Annotated in this window: 12 protein-coding genes and 1 tRNA gene; 7 read left to right on the top strand and 6 right to left on the bottom strand. The window is 39.0% G+C overall.

What is annotated here, in order from left to right; genetic code table 11:
• Nucleotides 1-310 precede the first annotated feature (310 nt).
• On the bottom strand, nucleotides 311-1,159 hold the full coding sequence (dapD, locus tag ACFILL_RS00410) for a 2,3,4,5-tetrahydropyridine-2,6-dicarboxylate N-succinyltransferase (RefSeq protein WP_375630559.1): 849 nt from the start codon (nucleotides 1,157-1,159) through the stop codon (nucleotides 311-313).
• Nucleotides 1,160-1,265: 106 nt separating this feature from the next.
• Here dapD and ACFILL_RS00405 point away from each other — a divergent pair, with 106 nt between their 5' ends.
• Nucleotides 1,266-2,129 carry an LOG family protein gene (locus ACFILL_RS00405; protein ID WP_375637222.1) on the top strand — a complete coding sequence of 288 codons (864 nt, stop codon included), beginning with the start codon at nucleotides 1,266-1,268 and terminating at the stop codon, nucleotides 2,127-2,129.
• Nucleotides 2,130-2,161: 32 nt separating this feature from the next.
• Here the strand turns inward: ACFILL_RS00405 and truA are convergent, their stop codons facing one another.
• The 3 genes from truA to def are packed head-to-tail and all read right to left on the bottom strand — an operon-like array spanning nucleotide 2,162 to nucleotide 4,372.
• On the bottom strand, nucleotides 2,162-2,905 hold the full coding sequence (gene truA, locus ACFILL_RS00400; protein WP_375630555.1) for a tRNA pseudouridine(38-40) synthase TruA: 744 nt from the start codon (nucleotides 2,903-2,905) through the stop codon (nucleotides 2,162-2,164).
• A 1-nt stretch (nucleotide 2,906) separates the two neighbouring features.
• The gene (gene fmt, locus ACFILL_RS00395) at nucleotides 2,907-3,836 is read right to left on the bottom strand and encodes a methionyl-tRNA formyltransferase (RefSeq protein ID WP_375630553.1); all 930 of its coding nucleotides are present in this window, start codon (nucleotides 3,834-3,836) and stop codon (nucleotides 2,907-2,909) included.
• On the bottom strand, nucleotides 3,836-4,372 hold the full coding sequence (gene def / locus ACFILL_RS00390) for a peptide deformylase (protein ID WP_375643061.1): 537 nt from the start codon (nucleotides 4,370-4,372) through the stop codon (nucleotides 3,836-3,838). Before def ends, fmt begins: the two co-directional genes overlap by 1 nt.
• Before the next feature lie 96 nt (nucleotides 4,373-4,468).
• On the opposite strand from def, the gene ACFILL_RS00385 reads away from it, so the two are divergent.
• Nucleotides 4,469-5,650: a DNA recombination protein RmuC gene (locus ACFILL_RS00385; protein WP_375642998.1), complete on the top strand. Its 1,182-nt coding sequence runs from the start codon at nucleotides 4,469-4,471 to the stop codon at nucleotides 5,648-5,650.
• Nucleotides 5,651-5,761: 111 nt separating this feature from the next.
• Nucleotides 5,762-6,349, top strand: a complete 588-nt coding sequence (locus tag ACFILL_RS00380) for a hypothetical protein (RefSeq protein ID WP_375642997.1) — start codon at nucleotides 5,762-5,764, stop codon at nucleotides 6,347-6,349.
• Nucleotides 6,350-7,941: 1,592 nt separating this feature from the next.
• On the opposite strand, the gene ACFILL_RS00375 is transcribed toward ACFILL_RS00380, so the two are convergent.
• Together ACFILL_RS00375 and ACFILL_RS00370 are read right to left on the bottom strand one after the other, a co-directional pair.
• Nucleotides 7,942-8,017, bottom strand: a tRNA-Ala gene (locus tag ACFILL_RS00375).
• Between the two features lie 117 nt (nucleotides 8,018-8,134).
• Nucleotides 8,135-8,515: a TIGR02300 family protein gene (locus tag ACFILL_RS00370; RefSeq protein ID WP_273790244.1), complete on the bottom strand. Its 381-nt coding sequence runs from the start codon at nucleotides 8,513-8,515 to the stop codon at nucleotides 8,135-8,137.
• 187 nt (nucleotides 8,516-8,702) lie between these two features.
• Here ACFILL_RS00370 and aroA point away from each other — a divergent pair, with 187 nt between their 5' ends.
• The 4 genes from aroA (at nucleotide 8,703) to ACFILL_RS00350 (ending at nucleotide 21,308) form a co-directional block, all read left to right on the top strand.
• Nucleotides 8,703-10,031 carry a 3-phosphoshikimate 1-carboxyvinyltransferase gene (gene aroA, locus ACFILL_RS00365; protein ID WP_375642996.1) on the top strand — a complete coding sequence of 443 codons (1,329 nt, stop codon included), beginning with the start codon at nucleotides 8,703-8,705 and terminating at the stop codon, nucleotides 10,029-10,031.
• A complete protein-coding gene (gene cmk / locus ACFILL_RS00360; RefSeq protein WP_375617510.1) occupies nucleotides 10,028-10,675 on the top strand; it encodes a (d)CMP kinase in 648 nt (215 codons plus the stop codon). Before aroA ends, cmk begins: the two co-directional genes overlap by 4 nt.
• Nucleotides 10,676-10,808: 133 nt before the next feature.
• Entirely contained in the window at nucleotides 10,809-12,509 is a 1,701-nt protein-coding gene (rpsA, locus tag ACFILL_RS00355; protein WP_026500132.1) for a 30S ribosomal protein S1, read from the top strand.
• A 228-nt stretch (nucleotides 12,510-12,737) separates the two neighbouring features.
• The gene (locus ACFILL_RS00350) at nucleotides 12,738-21,308 is read left to right on the top strand and encodes a GH36-type glycosyl hydrolase domain-containing protein (RefSeq protein WP_375642994.1); all 8,571 of its coding nucleotides are present in this window, start codon (nucleotides 12,738-12,740) and stop codon (nucleotides 21,306-21,308) included.
• Nucleotides 21,309-21,334: the final 26 nt, after the last annotated feature.

Raw genomic sequence — 21,334 nt, 5'->3', positions numbered from 1 at the left:
CAATACACTCGACCTCATTTCACGATAGCGTGCGTAGAAAGTATAACGGTAAAGCTTCCGTGAATGACATAAAACTCATAACCATATTTATTGTCATAAAGACACATGGTGCTTGAGAAAATTCATTAAAGACATTTTTATTCTTTTCTTAAAGTGCTTCTTATCCATACACCAACAGTGTTTATGAGACGAGCAGGAAATGATAGTGATTGATTCACTATGAAAGGATTTGAAATGAGAGAATCCTTGTATTCGAGGTTATTATTCAAGTTAAAAAACGATGAAATATTATTATGCATTAATCTTGTGTCTAAGAACGTAAAAGATCATTAATGGATGTTTTTTCTCGTGTTTTTTGATCAACACGTTTTACAATAACAGCACAATAAAGGCTAGGTCCTGCTTCACCATTTGGTAAAGGTTTTCCAGGGAGAGAACCTGGTACAACCACTGAATAGGCTGGTACTTCACCAATAAAAATTTCACCTGTTGTACGATCAATAATCTTTGTTGATTTTCCAATAAAGACTCCCATTCCCAAAACAGCACCTTCACGGATAATACAGCCTTCAACAATTTCAGAGCGAGCACCGATAAAGCAATGATCTTCAATGATTGTTGGATTTGCTTGCAGTGGTTCCAAAACACCTCCAATACCAACACCGCCAGAAAGATGGACATGTTTACCAATTTGTGCACAAGAACCAACGGTGGTCCATGTATCAACCATTGTGCCCTCATCGATAAAAGCACCAAGATTGACAAAGGAAGGCATCAATATAACGTTGGGTGCAATGTAAGCAGAATGACGTACAATGGCTCCAGGAACGGAACGGAAATCAGCACTTTTAAAATCTGCCTCTTGCCAACCAGAGAATTTTGAAGGAACTTTATCCCACCAATGTGTCCCATTGATTCCACCAGTAATAATTTGCATAGGATTGAGCCGAAAAGAGAGTAAAACCGCTTTTTTCAACCATTGATGAACATGCCATTGTCCATTTTTGTGTCGTTCTGCAACACGAATTTCACCTTTATCAAGAAGGTTCAATGCATGTTCAACACTCTCACGTATTTCGCCTTTTGTGGTAGTATCGATAGAATCGCGATCATCAAAAGCTTGTTCGATAATAATTTCAAGTTGTGTGATATGGGTCATGACGAGAGTTCCGTTAAACAAGTTGAAAGCTTCAAGATTTATTCTCTATGAACTACGCGAAGAAATGTGTTCAGTCAATAAAACGATGAGGAAGTAGGACAGGTGTATGAAAAAAAGCTGTAAAGAAAAAAGAAAAGCAGAGCAAGAAAACTGGGCACCACTTCTCCATGCGAAGGATGCTCTACAACAAATACATAAAGTTTCTAATTCAGCACAAATGCGTTCGTCTACTTATCGTTTAGCCTATATCGATCAAGATTTTATGATGCGTCCAGAGCTGCGCTCACAACGTATTAGTCTTGAATTTTTAAAGCCGGAAATAACCCTTAAAGAATATGATATTCAATCAACAGTTGTTTTGTTTGGTGGTGCGCGTATTCCTGAACCTGGGCAAGCAGCGTGGGCTGCAAAAAATGAAATACAAAAGAAAAATTTGCATGCTATGTCACATTATTACGATGAAGCAAGAGAGTTTGCGCGTTTGTGCTCACTTTATTCTGCTACGACAGAATATCGTGAATTTGTGGTTGTTACGGGGGGCGGACCAGGAATCATGGAGGCGGGAAATCGTGGTGCTTGTGATGTTGGTGCCCCAACGATTGGCTTGAATATTATTTTACCACATGAGCAAGAGCCTAATTCGTATGTGTCGCCGCATTTGTGTTTCAATTTTCATTATTTGGGGATGCGCAAAATGCATTTTTTAGTACGAGCGAAAGCCCTAGCCATTTTCCCTGGCGGATTTGGGACTCTGGATGAACTGTTTGAGACGTTAACTTTAGTACAGACAGGGCGTATGAAACAGGTACCAATTTTATTGTTTGGCAAAGAATTTTGGAGCAATACTATCAATTTTGAGTATCTGTCTGCACAAGGTACAATCTCTCCTACTGATGTTAATTTTGTGAAATTTGTTAATACAGCAGCAGAAGCTTTTGAAGAAATTCGTTCTTTTTATAAACTGCCTTAACGACTTTTGAGACGCTCACTCTTGAAGGATCATTAATACTCTACTTTGGTTAAATAAAGTCCTGAGGGGGGGGCAACAACACCACAACGTTTACGATCTTTAGCATGAAGAGCTGCTTCGAGATCTTGAGCTGTCCAACGTCCAATACCCACTTCCATGAGGCTTCCTGCGAATGAACGGATTTGATGATGAAGAAAAGAACGAGCTTGTGCATAAAGAAAAATTTCTTCACCTTCTCTTTGAATATCGAGGCGTTCAAGGGTGCGAATAGGGCTTTTGGCTTGGCAATGTGCTGAACGGAAAGTTGTAAAATCATGTTGTCCTACAAGCTTTTGCGCAGCTTCATGCATGGCGTCAGCATTAAGAGGCTTTGGCAACCACCACACGCGTTTGGCATTTAAAGCTGGTGGAGAGCGACGATTGAGGATTTTGAAAAGATAATGGCGTTTGGTTGCGGAAAATCGTGCATCAAAGTCATCAGGGACATTTTCTACATTTAAGATTGAAATCGCCTCTCCCTGTTTACGTAAAAGAGCATTGAGCGCATCTCGTACAGTATGGGAGAGCCAGTTTTTTTCAAAATCAACATGCGCAACTTGTCCGGTAGCGTGTACGCCCGCATCCGTTCGTCCTGCTGTTGTTATGGTCAATTGTTGTCCACTAAAGCAAAAAATCGCTTGTTCAAGAGCTCCTTGTATCGTGTGAAGTTTTGCTTGACGCTGCCAACCAGCATAATTTGAACCATCATATTCAAGAGTGAGTTTAAAACGTGGCATCTTAAAAAACAGCAGAAATATGAGCACCTCGCAAAAAGGTTGCGCTATCAAGAATTTTACCGCCAGATCTTTGGAGAGAGGTTATTTCTATCCGTCCTTGCCCACAATGGATAATCAAAGAATCTGGTTCTATCCGTCCAATTTCAAGAGAAGGACCTGTTGTTAAACGACTATCAAGAATTTTTACACGTTCTTCTCGTCCACCGATATTCATATTGCACCAGCAACTAGGAGAGGGAGAGAGCGCGCGAATATGCCTATGAATAAACTCTGCTGGTTTTGTCCAATCAATGCGGGTTTCTTCTTTTCTAATTTTGGCGGCATAGGTGATGCCTTCTTCTGATTGTGGGGTCAGTTTAAGTCGTCCTTTTTCAAGAGTGGATAAAGTCTCTACCATAAGTTCTGCGCCAATATGTGAAAGTCTGTTTGAAAGCTCAGCAGTGGTGGTGTTATCCGTAATGGGGATGGAGCGAGAAAGAGCGATAGGCCCCGTATCAAGTCCTTCATCCATTTTCATGATCATGATACCTGTTTCTTTATCACCAGCCATAATTGCTCGTTGAATAGGCGCAGCACCACGCCAACGTGGTAAGAGTGAAGCGTGGGCATTAAAACAACCAAAACGCGGCGTTTCGAGAATAGCTTTGGGTAAAAGGAGTCCATAAGCCACCACAATAGCAGCATCAACAGAAAGTGCTGCAAATTGCTCCTGTTGTTCGATTGTTTTAAGTGTTTGAGGTGTAAAGATGGGTATAGATTTCTCTTTTGCTACGGTGTGAACAGCGGAGGGGATTAATTTAAGCCCTCGACGTCCTGCTGGGCGAGGGGGTTGACTATAAACAGCAACAACATCATGACCTGCATCCAGTAAAGCATGTAAAATAGGAACAGAAAAATCTGGTGTTCCCATAAAACTTAATCGTAAAGCCATTACAAAACTGCTTCCTGCATGTTTTTTTCTTTTGCGCGTTTTTTAAATTTTCGTATCACCATATCGCGTTTGATCTTTGAAATGTAATCAATAAAAAGGCGCCCATCTAAATGATCAATTTCATGCTGCAAGCAAGTTGCTAAGAGATCGTCTGCTTCAATTTCTGTTTGTTTTCCTTCACGGTTCTGATAGCGAACACGAAGGCGTTTAGGACGTTCAACCTCTGCAAAATAATCAGGAATAGAAAGACAACCTTCTTTGTAAATATTACGCTCATCTGAAAGCCATAAAATTTCAGGGTTGATAATAACAAGTGGTTTTTTCTGCTCATCTTCAGAATTTCCAGAGACATCTATAACCAACATACGTAGCGGTATACCAATTTGAATAGCAGCAAGACCAATGCCCTTAGCATTATACATGGTTTCCAACATGTCATCTGCAAGTTTTTGGAGAGATGAATCGACCTGCTCAACAGGTTTGGACACTTCCCGTAAAATCGGATCAGGTAAAGTAATTAAAGATCTCATTGGCATAGGCATAAGTAGAGATTAATCAATGGTTTGTTATTGGTCAATATTGAATAACGGATTCTTGCGTTTTTTTACAATAAGAGCGTTATATTACAATTTATGTTTGATTCGTTTTTTTCCATACTCGCTGGTGATTTTTTTTCTAAACTAGTGCTTTTGCTTTTATTTATACTTGTCTGTTTGGCATTTTTTATGTTGATACATTCTCATCGAAAAAAAGCATTTTTGGAAAATGAAATTGCTGAACGCGCACGTGAGGCACAAATGCAGATGGCTACCTTGCTGAAAACACAAGCTGAAATGCAAGGGCGAATGCAAACGATGGCGGAAATTTTTGGTCAACGGCAGGCTGAATTGAATAAATCACTCAGTGAGCAACTCAATGGGATGACAACAAGCTTAGGCCAAACACTTCAGGTACAGACTAAATCCACTTATGAAAATTTGAATCGTTTGCAAGAGCGTTTAGCAGTGATTGATGCGGCACAAAATAATATTCAATCGCTTACGGGACAAGTTGTTCAGTTACAGTCTATTTTAAGCAATAAGCAGACACGTGGTACTTTCGGTCAGGGGCGGATGGAAGCAATTATTGCCGATGCCTTACCAACAAACGCTTATGCTTTTCAGGCCGTTCTTTCTAATGGAAAGCGCCCAGATTGTCTCATTCATATGCCCAATAAAGCCCCTTCTCTTGTTGTTGATGCTAAATTCCCTCTGGAGGCTTGGAATGCTATGCGTAAGGCAGAATCAGCGCAAGAGCGTCAAGAGGCAGAACGCCAATTTCGTACCAATATGGAAGTCCATATTCGTGATATTGCACAAAAATATTTGATTCCTGGAGAAACTCATGACACTGCTTTCCTTTTCGTGCCATCTGAATCGATTTTTGCAACAATTTATGAGGACTTTGAGGCATTGGTACAAAAATCCAATAGAGCTCATGTGATTATTGTTTCACCATCTTTGTTGATGCTCTCTGTCCAAGTGGTACAAACCATTATGAAAGATGCGCGGATGCGTGAACAAGCGCATTTAATTCAATCAGAAGTAGCAAAATTGATGGAAGATTTTGGACGAATGGATATGCGTGTTCGCGCATTACAGAAGCACTTTCACAAAGCAGGTGAAGATATAGAGGGTATTTTGATATCGTCCTCCAAAATTATGAAACGGGCAAATCGCATTGAAACTGTTGAATTAAAAGAAAATTACTCTGAACCAACAAAAATGACAACATTAGCTCAGTCGCAAGCATTGCGTTTTGCTGATGAGGAATAAAGCAAAGCAAGCTTCTTAAATATCACAAGTTAGATCATGTTCTTTATTGATTGGTAATCATTTTTTAGTATCTCTATCTTGTTTTATTTCTTAAACGAGAGGAATAGGAATATGCGACACCTTTTGTTTTTAGGGGCACTGGTGTTTTTGCTAGAGGGATGTGCAACAACCACTCCCATCCACACAAATAATGCTTGTGCTATTTTGGCACAAAAAAATGGTTTTTTTGACAATTGGGGTAAAGTGTCTCAAAGAGCGGAAATGCGCTATGGAATTCCTATGCCTATCATTCTTGCAACCATTAAGATGGAATCGAGCTTTCGTCACAATGCACGTCCTCCACGCAAAAAACTACTTGGTTTTATCCCATGGAAGCGTCGGTCGACAGCTTATGGTTATGCTCAAGCGCTTGACAGTACATGGGCAATGTATCTTCGCTCGACAGGAAAGTCTTTTGCATGGCGTACGAATTTCGCAGATGCTGCTGATTTTGTTGCTTGGTATCATCGCCAAAGTGTTCAACGCAATGGGGTGAGATTTGATGATGCATATAGCCTTTATTTAAATTATCATATGGGACATGGTGCTTATGCGCGTAGTGGCGGGCATGCCACTGCGGCACTCTCACAGGCAGCACAGCGCATGGCAAGGATATCGAGGCTCTATGAACAGCAATTAAAAAGATGTGGGTGGCATTAGGGAAGATTTTTGAAAATCTCAATCAGGGAATTGATGTGGTAAAATCATTTGAGGGAAAAATTTTTTATTATACGACAAGGCTGTCTCGTTTTTCTGATCGTTCAATGAAATAAATTGTTATTTTTTAGAATAAACTCAAGCGACAGAAAGCTTTTGCAATACACAATATATTTGAAGATACTCTCGACATTTTTACCTCCTTTGTTTAAAAAATTTACAATGGAAACTATTTTCTATTTAGCGCTGGTATTTCGCATTGGGCTAAGTACCAGAGGTTATTGAAGAAAAATTTTAAAATATAATATCATTTTTTATTTTAATTATGCGTATTACTGGCTGATTATTATATGAATATTTTCTTTATTAAGCGTATAAAATAGCAATTAAAACAAATGCAATTCGGGCATCATAAAAAGGGTGAAATATTCAATATAAAAAAACGAGAAATGCATTAAACGAAAAAACGTTATTTTGTATAAAGAGGGCGCTACAGTCCTCAAAAGAACTAAGTGTATTTAGTATTGTATGAAATAAAACATACTCGTCCATCCAGTCCATCTTAATTGAAAGAAGTTATCTTATTGTATTGTAAAAACACTATCGTTTATAGGATGATAAGGTATATGCAACTTTACACACAATGAATATTCAGGGTAGGGAGTATTCAGAGAAAGATTTGTAGCGCCTATGAAGTAACAAGTCAGTCTCCAATGTTGTGATAGCTTTTGCATTTGAGAATATTTATGAGAAGCATTTTTATTCTTTTTCTTAAATTGTTTAAGCATATTGATTTATAAAGATAATATATCGTTATTCATATTAAAGTAAGAATTTCGAATGGCGTAGGGCTTTATCGTTTCAGATCTCTTGAGGTTGAATCAATAAATCCATTGGCTTGCACATAACAAGCGCAATTGGCATGTGGATAAAAACTGTGAAAGAAAAGACTAAAAATGTTTTTTATGAACATTCTAAAATGTAAGAATTATCGCCAACATTGGGAATTAGCACAATAATGATGGCGCTACTTTGCTCTCACACCTCAACCTTTCTTGTGATGCGCAAGGAAAAAAATAATTGATTCAATATATTATTTAAGCGTTAATATACCTTAGTATTGAGCAGGTAGATGCTAATCAAAGTGAGTAATTTTTTTGGCAGGACATCTGATCAGATTAAAAATACTCAAAAAAAGCTCTAATTTTCAATAATTGAGAAGTATATTTTAATATTTTATTCTCTACTCTTTGTTTAAGTACTTCATACCTTTTAAAAAGATATCGGTAGCCAACATATTATGATTTTGTGGAAATATTGTGGTAAAGGAAATTCAAATTTTGTCCTTTAAGACAAGGCGTAGGTTAAACAGCACATTTTCTATTTCTGTGCAAAACATAAAAGAATTATCTACTTTCACGGTTGCAACAGTAAAATTTTATAATCCAACAAATGATTAAAAACGTATTATAATATCATTAAAATGCAAGGAACAAGCGCTATTGGAATGATGATTAAATAGCAAATAAACCTTTTAAATTGATGTACACATCCTTTATTATAATTGATTCCCTTGATAGAACAGTTTGTCCTTTTGGTGGAGCTAAGCGGGATCGAACCGCTGACCTCTTGCATGCCATGCAAGCGCTCTCCCAGCTGAGCTATAGCCCCTATAAAAACAAATTTTTCCAAAAGGACAGTATACAATTCCAACTTTTCTAGAACGATCAAAGTTGAAGATCAAGAAGAATTTACATTCAATGGAAAAGATGTCCTTTTTTATTTCTCTTAAGCATCGTCATCATTAGAAACACCGCCTCCGAGAATATTAGTAACGTCATCATCTTCATCGTCACCATCATGAGATAAAAATGTATCATCATCATCACCAAGATCTACATCACTATCTTCTAAATCAGGAAGATCGTCATCTTTAGAATCCTCATCATCCTCTTCAAGAAGCATAAAAGCAGATTTTTCAAGTGCTGTATCAAGCTCTTCAGTATCAACTTCTTCCTCATTGTTTGCTTCAGCTGCTGCAACTTCAAAGTAAGAACGCGGATAAGAAATTCCTGTATAGGGCGACACAATAGGATCGCGATTTAGATCGTAAAATTTTTTTCCTGTTTCTGGATCAACACGTTTAGTTCCAAGTTCTTGTTTTGCCATAAACCGTGCCTCTTTGATTAACTATTATTCCATTAAAAGATAAATTTTATGGTGCTTAATCGAAAAATAATACCTTTGTCAAAGATAAATACACTGTTCCACAGTGATTTTTTCATGACGTCTTTTAAAGCATGTGCTAAAGGATGCACAATTTCATAAAAGTTAGATAGAATTAAATAGAATTTCCATGCAAAAAGCAATCCCTATAACCACCTATAAATCGAGTAGTCTCTCTGGAAAAATTCAAATACCAGGAGATAAATCAATCTCTCACCGCTCTCTTATATTGGGAGGATTAGCAAGTGGTGAGACATATATTCATGGATTACTTGAAAGCGCTGATGTACTCAATACAGCTGCTGCTATGCAAGCTATGGGTGCCTGTATTATTAAAAAAGATGACTTCTGGATCATACGAGGAACAGGGAATGGTTGCCTTTTAGCTGCACAAAAACCTTTAGACTTTGGAAACGCTGGAACAGGTGCTCGTTTGGTTATGGGAATGGTTGGTCCGTATCATATGAAAACAACCTTTATTGGTGATGCTTCTCTCTCTAAACGTCCAATGGGACGTATCCTTGATCCACTGCGTCTCATGGGGGTTGAAATTGAGGCAACGCGCGACGATCATCTTCCTTTAACGCTTTATGGTCCGAAAATGGCTAATCCGATTCGTTACCGTGTTCCAATAGCTTCCTCCCAAATTAAATCAGCAATCCTGCTTGCTGGACTCAATACCGCCGGCATTACAACTGTTATTGAACCAGTTCTGACACGAGATCATACGGAAAAAATGTTAAAAGCATTCGGTGCGCAACTTGAAATAGAAAAAGATAACGAAGGTGCGCGTTTGATTCACCTTAATGGTCAACCCCATCTTACTGGGCAAACGATTCATATTCCGGGGGATCCTTCTTCTGCTGCTTTTCCAATTATCGCAGCCCTTCTTATAGAAGACTCTGATATCACCATTGAAAATGTTTTGATAAATAACTCTCGAATAGGACTTATCGAAACATTGTGGGAAATGGGTGCTCAAATTGAATTTTTGAACCGACGTCAAACAGGTGGAGAGGATGTTGCTGATCTACGAATAAAATCATCGGTCCTTAGAGGCGTTACGGTGCCCAAAGAACGTGCTCCATCGATGATTGATGAATATCCTGCTTTGGCAGTAGCAGCAGCCTTTGCAGAAGGCAAAACAGTAATGCTAGGAATTGAAGAGTTGCGTGTAAAAGAATCAGATCGACTGTCTGCTGTTGCTCAAGGACTCAAAATTAATTGCGTAGACTGTGAAGAAGGTCAAGATTTTCTTATTGTTTATGGAACAGGTTCTGCCAAAGGTTTGGGTGGTGGACATGTCTCCACACATCTTGATCATCGAATTGCTATGTGTTTTCTCATTTTTGGGCTTGTATCAGAAAAACCTGTTACTATTGATGATAAACGAATGATCGCTACGAGCTTTCCAGAATTTATTCCTTTTATAAAACAACTTGGGGGAAAAATCGCTTGAAGCCTTTTGTTATCGCCATTGATGGACCTGCAGCCTCAGGCAAAGGAACCTTAGCACGCAAAATTGCTGCACATTATCGCCTTCGCCATCTCGATACTGGTCTTACTTATCGTAGTGTTGCTCATACGCTTTTACAACAAAATTTAGCTCTTAATGATGAAAAAAATGCTATTATTTATGCTAAAGAACTTGATTTTAATACCTTAAATCCTTCTCTTCTTTCTTCTCATGAACTTGGTGAAGCGGCTTCAAAAATAGCAATTAATCCTGCTGTACGCAAAATTCTTGTCGAAAAACAACGCAACTTTGCTAAAGTTTTGCCCGGCTGTGTGCTTGATGGGCGTGATATCGGAACTATTGTTTGTCCTGATGCCGATATCAAGTTTTATATTCTAGCCAATGTCCAAACACGCGCCAAACGTCGCTACCAAGAGATTTTAAAAAAAGGTGTTCAAGCAAATTATCATGAAATCCTAGCTCAACTTGAACAGCGCGACAGTCGCGATATAACGCGCAAACAAAGTCCATTAAAACCAGCAAAAAACGCCCACTTGCTTGATACGTCAGAATTGAGTATAGAAGCAACATTTGAAGTTGCATGCAGTTTTATTGATCCAATCATAAAAATGCATATAATTGGATAAATTCGTTAAGGTAACTTCCAGCCTAGCGCTAACTTTTTTTCCTTTATTCAAGGAAAAAGGCTAAGAAGTTGCTTATGTTAACACTAACCCAGCGCTCATACCTTATAATACAAGGTATATATTAGGAGTTCTTATGTCACAATACAATCCCACAACAGCGGATTTTGAAGCCCTTTTAACAGAATCTTTTCAAACTAATGATCTTAATGAAGGATCTGTTGTTAAAGGTCGTGTTATTGCAATCGAAAAAGACATGGCCATTATTGATGCTGGTCTTAAAGTTGAAGGACGTATTCCTCTCAAAGAATTTGGAGCTAAAGCAAAAGATGGTTCTTTGCAAGTTGGCGATGAAGTTGAGGTTTACATTGAACGCATTGAAAATGCGATGGGTGAAGCTGTTTTATCGCGTGAAAAAGCACGGCGCGAAGAAAGTTGGGTCCGTTTGGAGGAAAAATTCAATGCTGGTGCACGCGTTGATGGAGTGATCTTTAGCCAAGTAAAAGGTGGTTTTACAGTCGATCTTGATGGTGCCGTTGCTTTCTTGCCTCGCAGCCAAGTTGATATTCGTCCCATTCGTGATGTTTCACCCCTCATGCATAATTCACAGTCCTTTGAAATTTTGAAGATGGATCGTCGTCGTGGCAATATTGTGGTTTCACGTCGCACTGTCTTAGAAGAAAGTCGCGCTGAGCAACGTTCAGAAATCGTACAAAATCTTGAAGAAAACCAAATCGTTGAAGGTGTGGTGAAAAATATTACAGATTATGGTGCCTTTGTTGATCTTGGTGGGATTGATGGTCTCTTGCACGTTACAGATATGGCATGGCGGCGTGTTAATCACCCATCTGAGGTGCTCACAATTGGCCAAACGATTAAAGTTCAGATTATTCGCATTAATCAAGACACGCACCGTATTTCTCTTGGAATGAAACAGCTTGAAAGTGATCCTTGGGAAAGCATCAGTGTCCGGTATCCGATTGGTAAAAAAATTACGGGTGCTGTTACCAACATTACTGATTACGGTGGTTTTGTTGAAATTGAACCAGGAATCGAAGGGCTGATCCATGTTTCTGAAATGAGCTGGACAAAGAAAAATGTTCATCCTGGAAAAATTCTGTCTACATCACAAGAAGTAGAAGTGGTTGTTCTTGAGATTGATCCTTCTAAACGGCGTATTTCTCTTGGCTTAAAGCAAACATTTGAAAATCCATGGGAAGCTTTTGCCAATAAATTTCCTGTCAATTCACAAATTGAAGGAGAGGTTAAAAATAAAACAGAATTTGGTCTGTTTATTGGGCTTGAAGGCGATGTTGACGGTATGGTTCATTTGTCTGATCTTGATTGGAACCGTCCTGGTGAACAAGTTATTGATACTTATAATAAAGGCGATATCGTTAAGGCTGTGGTCCTTGATGTTGACATTGAAAAAGAGCGCATTTCTCTTGGAATTAAGCAGCTTTCCAGCGATAAAGTTGGAGAAGCAGCTGCTTCTGGCGAATTGCGAAAAGGTGCTGTTGTAACATGCGAAGTGATTGCTGTTAACGACAATGACATTGGTGTGAAATTGATTGATCACAACCTTGAGACAACCATTCGGCGTGCTGATCTCGCGCGTGATCGTGATGAGCAACGTCCTGAGCGTTTCGCAATTGGGCAAAAGGTTGATGCTCGCATCACAGCATTTGATAAAAAAACACGTAAAATTTCAGTATCGATTAAAGCTTTAGAGATTGCAGAGGAAAAAGAAGCTGTTGCACAATATGGTTCTACAGATTCAGGTGCTTCTCTTGGTGATATTCTTGGTGCAGCTTTGAAAAAACAAGAACAAGATTAATCATCAATCATTAAAGTTAGTGTTATTATTAAGGTCACTCATTTTAGGAGTGACCTTTTTATTTTCTAAAGAAATTGTCTGCTTATTTTTAAATTATTGAAACAAAAATTATAAATGCTTGCAAATAAAAACAAAAAGTTTGTTTTTTGTCTAACAACGGTTCACTATTCAGATAAAATGCTTAAAATTTAAATAAAAAACGATGTAATTGAATAACAATGGGACATTATGACGTGCATAAGACCTTTCATAAAGTGCTTTTTTTCTCAAAAAGAGAAAAAAGACCATTTTATTAATACGGATTTTCCTCTTCGTGCAATTTATAAGGTACAGGAAGATCTTTATAACTTAGGGCATGATATAGCTTCTGGTAAAGAAATTTTACTCCCTGAATATGAAGGAGTAGAAGATTTTCGCAAGAGATTGAATGAAAATGCTAAACTTATTCTTCATGCCTTTCATACCAGTGATTTTGCTGCCCGAAATGATGAAACCATCGCACCATCTGCTCAATGGCTCATTGATAATCATTACACCATTGATAAAACCATACAAAAGCTACGTCGTAATCTACCCAAGTCCTTCATAAAGCAACTTCCTCTTTCTACACACAAAGCCGGCATACCACGAATTTTTGCTTTAACTTGGCTTTATATTGCGCATACCGATAGCAGCTTTTCACAAGAAACACTCACTGCTATGACCAACGGATTTCAAGAAGTTTGTGCGCTCACAATTGGTGAATTGTGGGCTCTTCCTTCTGTTATGCAAATGCTGCTCATTGAAAATGTCCGTCGTCTTTCAGTCCGTATCGAAAAAGCGCGACATATGCGCCGTCTTGCTAGTCAAGTGGCTGATAAAATCTCTCTTGTAGAAAATAAAACAAATCTACACTCTCTTTTTACGCAGTATAAACCATTTACTGTTGATCCAACTTTTTCAGCACATTTATTCTATCGCCTGCGCAGTGCATCTGTCGATTCAACCGTAGCATTAACTTGGCTTGAAAAGCAATTGAAAAGCCAAGGCAGTAGCTTAGAGATTGCAACAGCTGATGAACATACCCGACAAGCAGCAGATGGTGTGACCATGGGAAATATTATCCGTGCTCTTAAAGCTATAGATGATGTTGATTGGATAGCATGGTTTGAAACAGTGAGTTGTGTCGATTCTATTTTGCGTAAAAATAGTGATTTTTCTGAAATTGATGCTCACTCACGCAATATTTATCGACAAGTCATTGAAAAAGTTTCACGCTTTTCGCCTCTTAGTGAACTGGAAGTTGCACATAAAGTTGTAGAAATGGCAAATTCCACTTCTAAAGATATGCCTCATCATTCTTGTGTGGGGTGGTACCTTGTTGATGATGGTCGTGGCATATTTGAAAAGGCTTGTGGATATATTCCGCACTTTCTCATAAAATGGACACGCGCTTCTTGTTGCTCAAAATTGAGAGTCATCGCCCTTCCTGTCTCTTTTCTGACGCTTGCTCTTTTGCTGGTAATTTACGCCCTTTTACAAATATCTGGCATGACACAATGGATGTCTTTTTGCTTTACTGTATTGGCGCTTTTTCCTGCTATTGATGCTTCTTTTGCTTTATTTAACACTGTTGTTTCGTGGTTTGTCCCATCAAAACAACTCATTGGTTATGAATATAAAGAAGGTATTCCAAAACATGCACGGACAATGGTTGTTGTACCTACTTTGATGACATCACGCGCTAATGTTGATGAACAAGTGCGCAATCTTGAAGTGCACTATCTTTCCAATCCTAAAGGTGCCATTCATTTTGCGCTCATTACAGATTGGGTAGATGCTCCATTGAGAGAAACGCAAGATGATCTTGATTTATTGCACTATGCGCAAAAGAGTATTGATAAACTCAATAGTTGTTATCATCGTGATGAACTTCCTCTTTTTTTCCTTTTACATCGCCGACGCCTTTATAATGCAAGCGAAAAATGTTGGATGGGATGGGAACGAAAGCGAGGAAAACTTCATGAACTTAATCGGCTCTTAAGAGGCGATAAAAATACAAGCTTTTATCCTCCCAATCCACATCTTCCTATGGATTGCCGTTTTGTTATGACGCTGGATTGTGATACACGTCTTACTCCAGAGAGCGTCGCGAAACTTGTTGGAAAGCTTAACCATCCACTCAATCATCCCGTTTTTGATCCACAAAGTGGAAAGGTTGTAAAGGGCTATAGCATTTTACAACCACGCATTATTCCTTCTCTTACAACAGGAAAAAAAACATCAATTCTCCAACGGGTTTTTTCTATCAACCGTGGCATTGATCCTTATGTTTTTGCTGTTTCTGATACTTATCAAGATCTTTTAGGAGAAGGCACCTTTATCGGTAAAGGTCTTTATAATATTGATGCATTTGAACAAGCGCTTGATGGCAAAATTAAAGAAAATACTATTCTTAGCCATGATCTCTTAGAGGGAGGTTATGCTCGTACTGCTCTGGTAAGTAGCATAGAAGTCATTGAAGACTATCCAACCGCTTACAATATTGATGTTATGCGTTATCATCGTTGGGTCCGCGGTGATTGGCAGCTTTTGCCTTATCTTTTTTCCCACCGTCAAATAAGTTTCGTGACGCGTTGGAAAATGCAGGATAATTTACGTCGTTCTCTCACTCCACTTATGTGGTTAATCGCAGCATTTGCAGGATGGGCTTTTTTGTCTTTAAAGAGTGCAATCGTCTGGCAAATATTCTTGTTGTTTAGCTCCTTCATTTCACCCATTCTATGTGTATTAAAAACGCTTGTCTCATCTAATATAGATCATTCTTTGCGTGGACATTTTCAATTAATTGGGAACAAAATTGCTCTTACAAGCGCTGATATATTTCTTAAAACGACGTTTCTTGCTCATTCGGCGTATTTTATGACCGATGCGATTATTCGTACACTCTATCGTATGACGATTTCAAAACAGCATCTTCTTGAATGGAAAACTTCTGCCGCAACAAAATCAATGCCCAATAGTTTGCGTTTCTATGTTTTTACAATGGCACCAGCATCGCTTATCGGTGTTCTTACTATAGCACTCCCTCTTTTTTCTGATAGTTTTGCAAGTTTGGTTGCTTTACCTTTTGGGATAGCATGGTTTTTTTCACCCTTTATTGCTTGGATTGTGAGTCAACCTTCAACCTTTCAAGATAGCCTTTATCTTTCTTCAAAAGATGAAAAAAAACTCCGCTCTATTGCACGGCGGACATGGCTTTATTATGCAACCTTTGTCAACGAACAAAACAACTATTTGCCTCCCGATAATTTTCAAGAAGATCCTGAACCTCTTGTTGCTCAACGTACATCGCCTACGAATATTGGCGTTTATCTCCTTTCTATTATTGCAGCACGTGATTTTGGCTGGATTGGTTTTGAAGAGACCATCACCCGTATTGAATGTACATTACGCTCTCTTACAAAAATGGAAAAGTTCCGTGGTCATCTCTATAATTGGTATGAAACGGATACACTTAGGCCTCTTTTGCCTACTTATGTATCAACCGTTGATTCGGGAAATCTTGCCGGTCATTTGGTAACACTCTCTTCTGCGTTAAGTGAATGGGCTGAAAAACCGCCTCTTTTTTTTCAAAGTGATCGAGAAGGCTTATCGGATGTTCTTGCTATTCTTGAAGAAACTGTCAGAGAAATTCCAGATCATAAACCCAGTTTACGCTCTTTACGCCAAAAAATCGAAGAAAACATCACTCGTTTTCATGATTCTGTCTTCACTTTTATAGAACAAGAAAATACGATCCCTTCTCACGTCATAAATCTTTCACTTGCAGCCCACGATATTGTGCACTTAGTCGGTGAACTTGACCACAAAATTCAAACGATAGAATCTGCTCGTGCGCTTTCTTGGGCTAAATGCCTTATCGACACCTGTAACGCTCATCATAATGATGCGACTGCTCATTGTGATACTGAAAAATTACGTAAAAAACTAAACAGGCTGGCTATAGTGGCACGGCAAATAGCCTTTGATATGAAATTTGACTTTTTAGAACAGCCTAAACGGCATCTCTTATCCATTGGATATCGTGTTCAAGAAAACAAACTCGATGAAAATTGTTATGACCTGCTTGCTTCAGAAGCACGTCTTGCAAGCTTTTTTGCCATCGCAAAAGGAGATATAAAACTTAAACATTGGTTTCGTCTTGGTCGACTTCTCGTACCCATAGGTGGGAAAGGTGCACTCCTATCATGGTCTGGATCAATGTTCGAATATCTTATGCCATCTCTCATAATGCATGAACCTTTAGGGTCTCTCCTAGATCAAACAAATCGATTGATTATTCGTTGTCAAATACAATATGCCCATAAACGGGAATTGCCATGGGGTATTTCAGAAGCCGCATTTAATGCTCGCGATCATTTAATGAATTACCAATACGCTCATTTTGGTGTTCCAAACCTCGGACTCCAACGTGGTCTTTCACGCAATGCTGTCATTGCTCCCTATGCCAGCCTTCTAGCGGCACAATATGCTCCTGCTTGCGCTGTCGCTAATTTAAAACGACTTCGTGATCTTGGAGCTTTAGGAACATATGGTTATTATGACTCTGTTGATTTTACCCCTTCACGCGTGAAAACAGGGGAAAAATACGCCGTTGTACGCAATTATTATGCGCACCATCATGGCATGTCTATCCTTGCTCTTAACAATGTTATTTTTCAAGGGCGAATGCGTGATCGTTTTCACCGTGATCCCTTTATTGAGGCAACACAATTGCTCTTACAGGAAAGAGCGCCTCATCTCATTCCTATTATTCATACCAAAGCTGTTAATCGTATGCGCAATAAGTCTCAAGCATTTGATGCAGCCCCTTTGCGCATTATTACAAACCCGTTACTCAAACCACGAGCGACTTTACTTTTGTCTAATGGCTTTTATTCTACCATGTTAACAGCGAATGGTTCTGGTTACAGCCGTTGGCACGATTATGCGATTACGCGCTTTATTCCTGATGCAACAGAAGATCAACAAGGTACTTTATTCTTCTTGCGTGACACGCATAGTGGACGGTGGTGGTCTGTTACTGGTGAGCCAACACGTGTTATTGAAGAAGAAGCTGTCAGCATTTTTACAGATGAAAAGGCTGAATATACAAAAATGGTTGATGGTATTAAATCAACACTTGAATGTCTTATTACATCTGAAGGATGTGGCGAAGGGAGACGTATTCAATTGATGAATACGACAAATAAAGACCGATTCATTGAAGTGACTTCTTATGGTGAATTAGCGCTTGCCACGATGGATACAGATCAAGTTCATCCTGTTTTTTCCCGTATGTTTATAGAGACAGAAATTGCTGAAGAAGGTAAAACAATTTTTGCCAAAAGGCGCAAACGCTCGCCTAGTGATCCTGAAATCTATGTTGCCCATTTTGTTTCTAGTACAACAGATATTCTCCAAGAGACAGAAGCTGAAACAGATCGCTTTCTGTTTATTGGTCGGGGGCGATCCATTCATCGGCCCGCTGCATTTGACCAAAATGCTCGTTTCAGTAACAGTCAAGGTTGTGTTCTTGATCCTGTTATGTCATTGCGATGCCGTATAAAAATTTCAGCCCATGAAAAAGCAGAACTTATTTTTTGGACCTTTGCTGCTCATACAAAAGAAGCGCTAAATAATCATATTAAACATTATCGACAACCTGATATGTTTCAAAAAGAACTTTCAATGGCATGGACGCGCTCACAAGTCGCACTGTATCAGAGCGGAACCCAGCTTAAAGAAGCTATTATCTATCAAAAATATGCAACACCGCTTATCTATCCAGAAAGAACGTGGCGTCTTCCTTCTGAAATATTAGCAAAAACGCTAGGAAAACAGTCTGATCTTTGGCCCATGTCTATCTCAGGAGACAATCCACTCTGTCTTCTTAGATTAAATAACGAGGGAAATATAACCGTACTGCGCGAGCTCCTTAAAGCACACGAATATTGGTGTATGCGCGGACTCATTGTTGATTTGGTCATTCTTAATGAACAAACATTTTCTTATATACAAAGTACACAACGCGCTCTCGAGTGGGTCTGTGAAACTTATTATCACCACACGCAAAAAGCAGATGAACGCCAACATATTTTCATGCTTCGACGCGATCAAATGAGTGAACAGAGTTTTAAAACGCTTCTTGCATCAGCACGCATCGTTCTTGATGCCCAAAATGGCTCTTTATCTGAACAACTTAAACGACTTGATGAGAATGATTTTAATCTCACAATTCGTAAAAATTATCAAGAATCTTATGATCAATTAGACTTGCCAAGATATAACGAAGGACAGCAATTTACAACACAAACTGAACAAAATCTTTTTTCTTCCATTGGTCTTATTAGCCAACAAAAACCATCCTCTTTTCTCCCAAATGGAGAAGATCTAAGATATTGGAATGGTTACGGTGGTTTTAATCAGCACAATCATTATGTAATACGTCTTCATGGACGTACCACCACACCACATCCGTGGATTAATGTCATTGCTAATCACAGATTTGGTTTTCATGTCTCTGCTGAAGGTGCAATTTTTACTTGGGCTAACAATAGCCGCGATTATCAACTAACTCCTTGGGCGAATGATCCAACGTCTAACCGGCCAGGAGAAGCTCTTTATCTGGTTGATCGCCAGTCTTTAAAACGTTTCTCACCCGTTTCTACTGTTGAATGTGACGAAAATATTGTCTATGAGGCTTGTCATGGGTTTGGATTCTCAACTTTTAAATCAACACATTCAGAAATCGCATTAGAACTGACTCATACACTTGATCCCGAAAAACCTATTCGCTTTTCACGTCTTATCCTTACGAATGAAGGGAAAAAACCACGTAGTTTACGCCTTTATAATTATGTTGAATGGGTTTTGGGAAATATCCGTACAAAATATGCCCCCTTTATTGTTTTCTCTTATGAGGCCAGATGGGGTGCACATTTTATTCAAAATCCCTATCACATCGAGAAATCTCAACAAGTTACATTTTTATCAGCATCCGAAATGCCAACCAGCACTACGACCAATCGCGCTGAATTTATTGGTGAAACGGGAACCGTAACACGTCCAAATGCGATCCGTAAAGCCGGTGCTCTTTCGAATACCATTGAAGCAGGATGTGATCCTTGTTCAGCATTCGCCTATGATATTGATCTTCAACCAGGGCAAACAAAAGAAATCATCTTCTATCTTGGCAGTGCTGAAAATAGGCAAGAAGCTGAAAAATTACTTAATCAAGTGCGTGCAAGTGATTTTGAAATTCAGCTCACAAAACAAAAACAGCAATGGAGTGATTTTGTTTCTCCTTTCCAAGTCAAAACACCTGACGCTTCTTTTAATCTTATGGTCAACCATTGGCTTCCTTATCAAATCTACTCATGCCGCATCATGGCACGCGCAGGCTTTTACCAAGCTAGTGGTGCATTTGGTTTTCGTGACCAGTTACAAGATAGCCTGTCTTTGTTATTGCTGGAACCACAATTAGCACGTGAACAATTGTTAAATGCAGCAGCGCACCAATTTCTTGAAGGTGATGTGCAACATTGGTGGTTGCCTGACACAAATGCTGGTGTTCGTACATACATTTCTGATGATATCGTTTGGCTTGCATATGCAACAGCTCTTTATGTCAATACCACTGGCGATAATGCCTTTCTTGATACGCTGATTCCTTTTATTGAAGGTGATGTTCTCAAAAGTGGGCAACAGGATGCTTATTTTCAACCCACCCAATCCTCAAAGGTTGCAACAGTTTATGAACATTGTGCTTTAGCTTTAGACCTTGCCATTAAACGCTGCGGACCACATGGTCTCCCTCTTATTTTAGGTGGGGATTGGAATGATGGCATGAATTTGGTCGGTGTGGAAGGAAAAGGCGAAAGCATTTGGTTAGGATGGTTTCTTGGGCACACATTACAAGCATTTATCTCTTTAGCCAAAAAACGTGGTGACAATAGCCATATGCAAATATGGAGTACGCACCTTGAACATTTAACAAAATCCCTAGAGAAAAATGGTTGGGATGGTGCTTGGTATCGACGTGGTTATTTTGATGATGGAACGCCTCTGGGCTCTAAAATCAATGATGAATGTCAAATTGATACCATTGCTCAATCTTGGGCTGTCATTTCTCAAATGGCATCGCTTGAACGCCAAAAACAAGCAATGACATCAATGCTGGAAAATCTCTATGATAAAAAAGGTGGACTCATTCGCCTTTTTTGGCCGCCTTTTGATAAAAGTACGCTCGAGCCTGGTTACATAAAAGGTTATCCTCCAGGAATTCGAGAAAATGGTGGTCAATACACGCATGGTGCCATTTGGAGTATTTTTGCGTTGGCTGAAATGGAACAAAACGATAAAGCTTATGCTTTATTTTCTATGATAAACCCAATTACCCACGGACAAGATCCTGAAATTTATCGTGTTGAACCTTATGTGATGGCCGCAGATATTTATGCTGTTGAACCACGATGTGGTCAAGGCGGTTGGACTTGGTATACAGGTTCAGCCGGTTGGTTTTATCGCGCCGCAACACAAGCTATTCTTGGAATACAGCGTCAGGGAGACCTCTTGTTTTTGCAGCCACATTTACCCTCTATTTGGCCAAAATATGAAGCAACAATGAAGTTTTATGATGCCGTTTATAGCATTAAAGTAAAATGGGGACCTAAAAATATGCTCTATGTTAATAGCAAAGAATATACCGAATTTCATACAGGGATAAAGTTACAAAAAACAGGTCAGCATGAAATTATACGTATTGTCAAATATTAAAGATGAAAGATGAAAAAAGAGAGCAG

The organism is Bartonella sp. AP20NXHL, assembly GCF_042196165.1.
Classification (GTDB): domain Bacteria; phylum Pseudomonadota; class Alphaproteobacteria; order Rhizobiales; family Rhizobiaceae; genus Bartonella.
This window is presented reverse-complemented; position numbering and strand designations above follow the sequence as displayed.

What these genes read in the sequence shown, in the direction of transcription:
- fmt (WP_375630553.1), bottom strand. Translation starts at nt 3,836, where the DNA reads ATGGCTTTACGATTAAGTTTTATGGGAACACCAGATTTTTCTGTTCCT.
- ACFILL_RS00370 (WP_273790244.1), bottom strand. Translation starts at nt 8,515, where the DNA reads ATGGCAAAACAAGAACTTGGAACTAAACGTGTTGATCCAGAAACAGGA.
- rpsA (WP_026500132.1), top strand. Translation starts at nt 10,809, where the DNA reads ATGTCACAATACAATCCCACAACAGCGGATTTTGAAGCCCTTTTAACA.
- ACFILL_RS00385 (WP_375642998.1), top strand. Translation starts at nt 4,469, where the DNA reads ATGTTTGATTCGTTTTTTTCCATACTCGCTGGTGATTTTTTTTCTAAA.
- def (WP_375643061.1), bottom strand. Translation starts at nt 4,372, where the DNA reads ATGCCAATGAGATCTTTAATTACTTTACCTGATCCGATTTTACGGGAA.
- ACFILL_RS00350 (WP_375642994.1), top strand. Translation starts at nt 12,738, where the DNA reads ATGACGTGCATAAGACCTTTCATAAAGTGCTTTTTTTCTCAAAAAGAG.
- ACFILL_RS00405 (WP_375637222.1), top strand. Translation starts at nt 1,266, where the DNA reads ATGAAAAAAAGCTGTAAAGAAAAAAGAAAAGCAGAGCAAGAAAACTGG.
- ACFILL_RS00380 (WP_375642997.1), top strand. Translation starts at nt 5,762, where the DNA reads ATGCGACACCTTTTGTTTTTAGGGGCACTGGTGTTTTTGCTAGAGGGA.
- truA (WP_375630555.1), bottom strand. Translation starts at nt 2,905, where the DNA reads ATGCCACGTTTTAAACTCACTCTTGAATATGATGGTTCAAATTATGCT.
- dapD (WP_375630559.1), bottom strand. Translation starts at nt 1,159, where the DNA reads ATGACCCATATCACACAACTTGAAATTATTATCGAACAAGCTTTTGAT.
- aroA (WP_375642996.1), top strand. Translation starts at nt 8,703, where the DNA reads ATGCAAAAAGCAATCCCTATAACCACCTATAAATCGAGTAGTCTCTCT.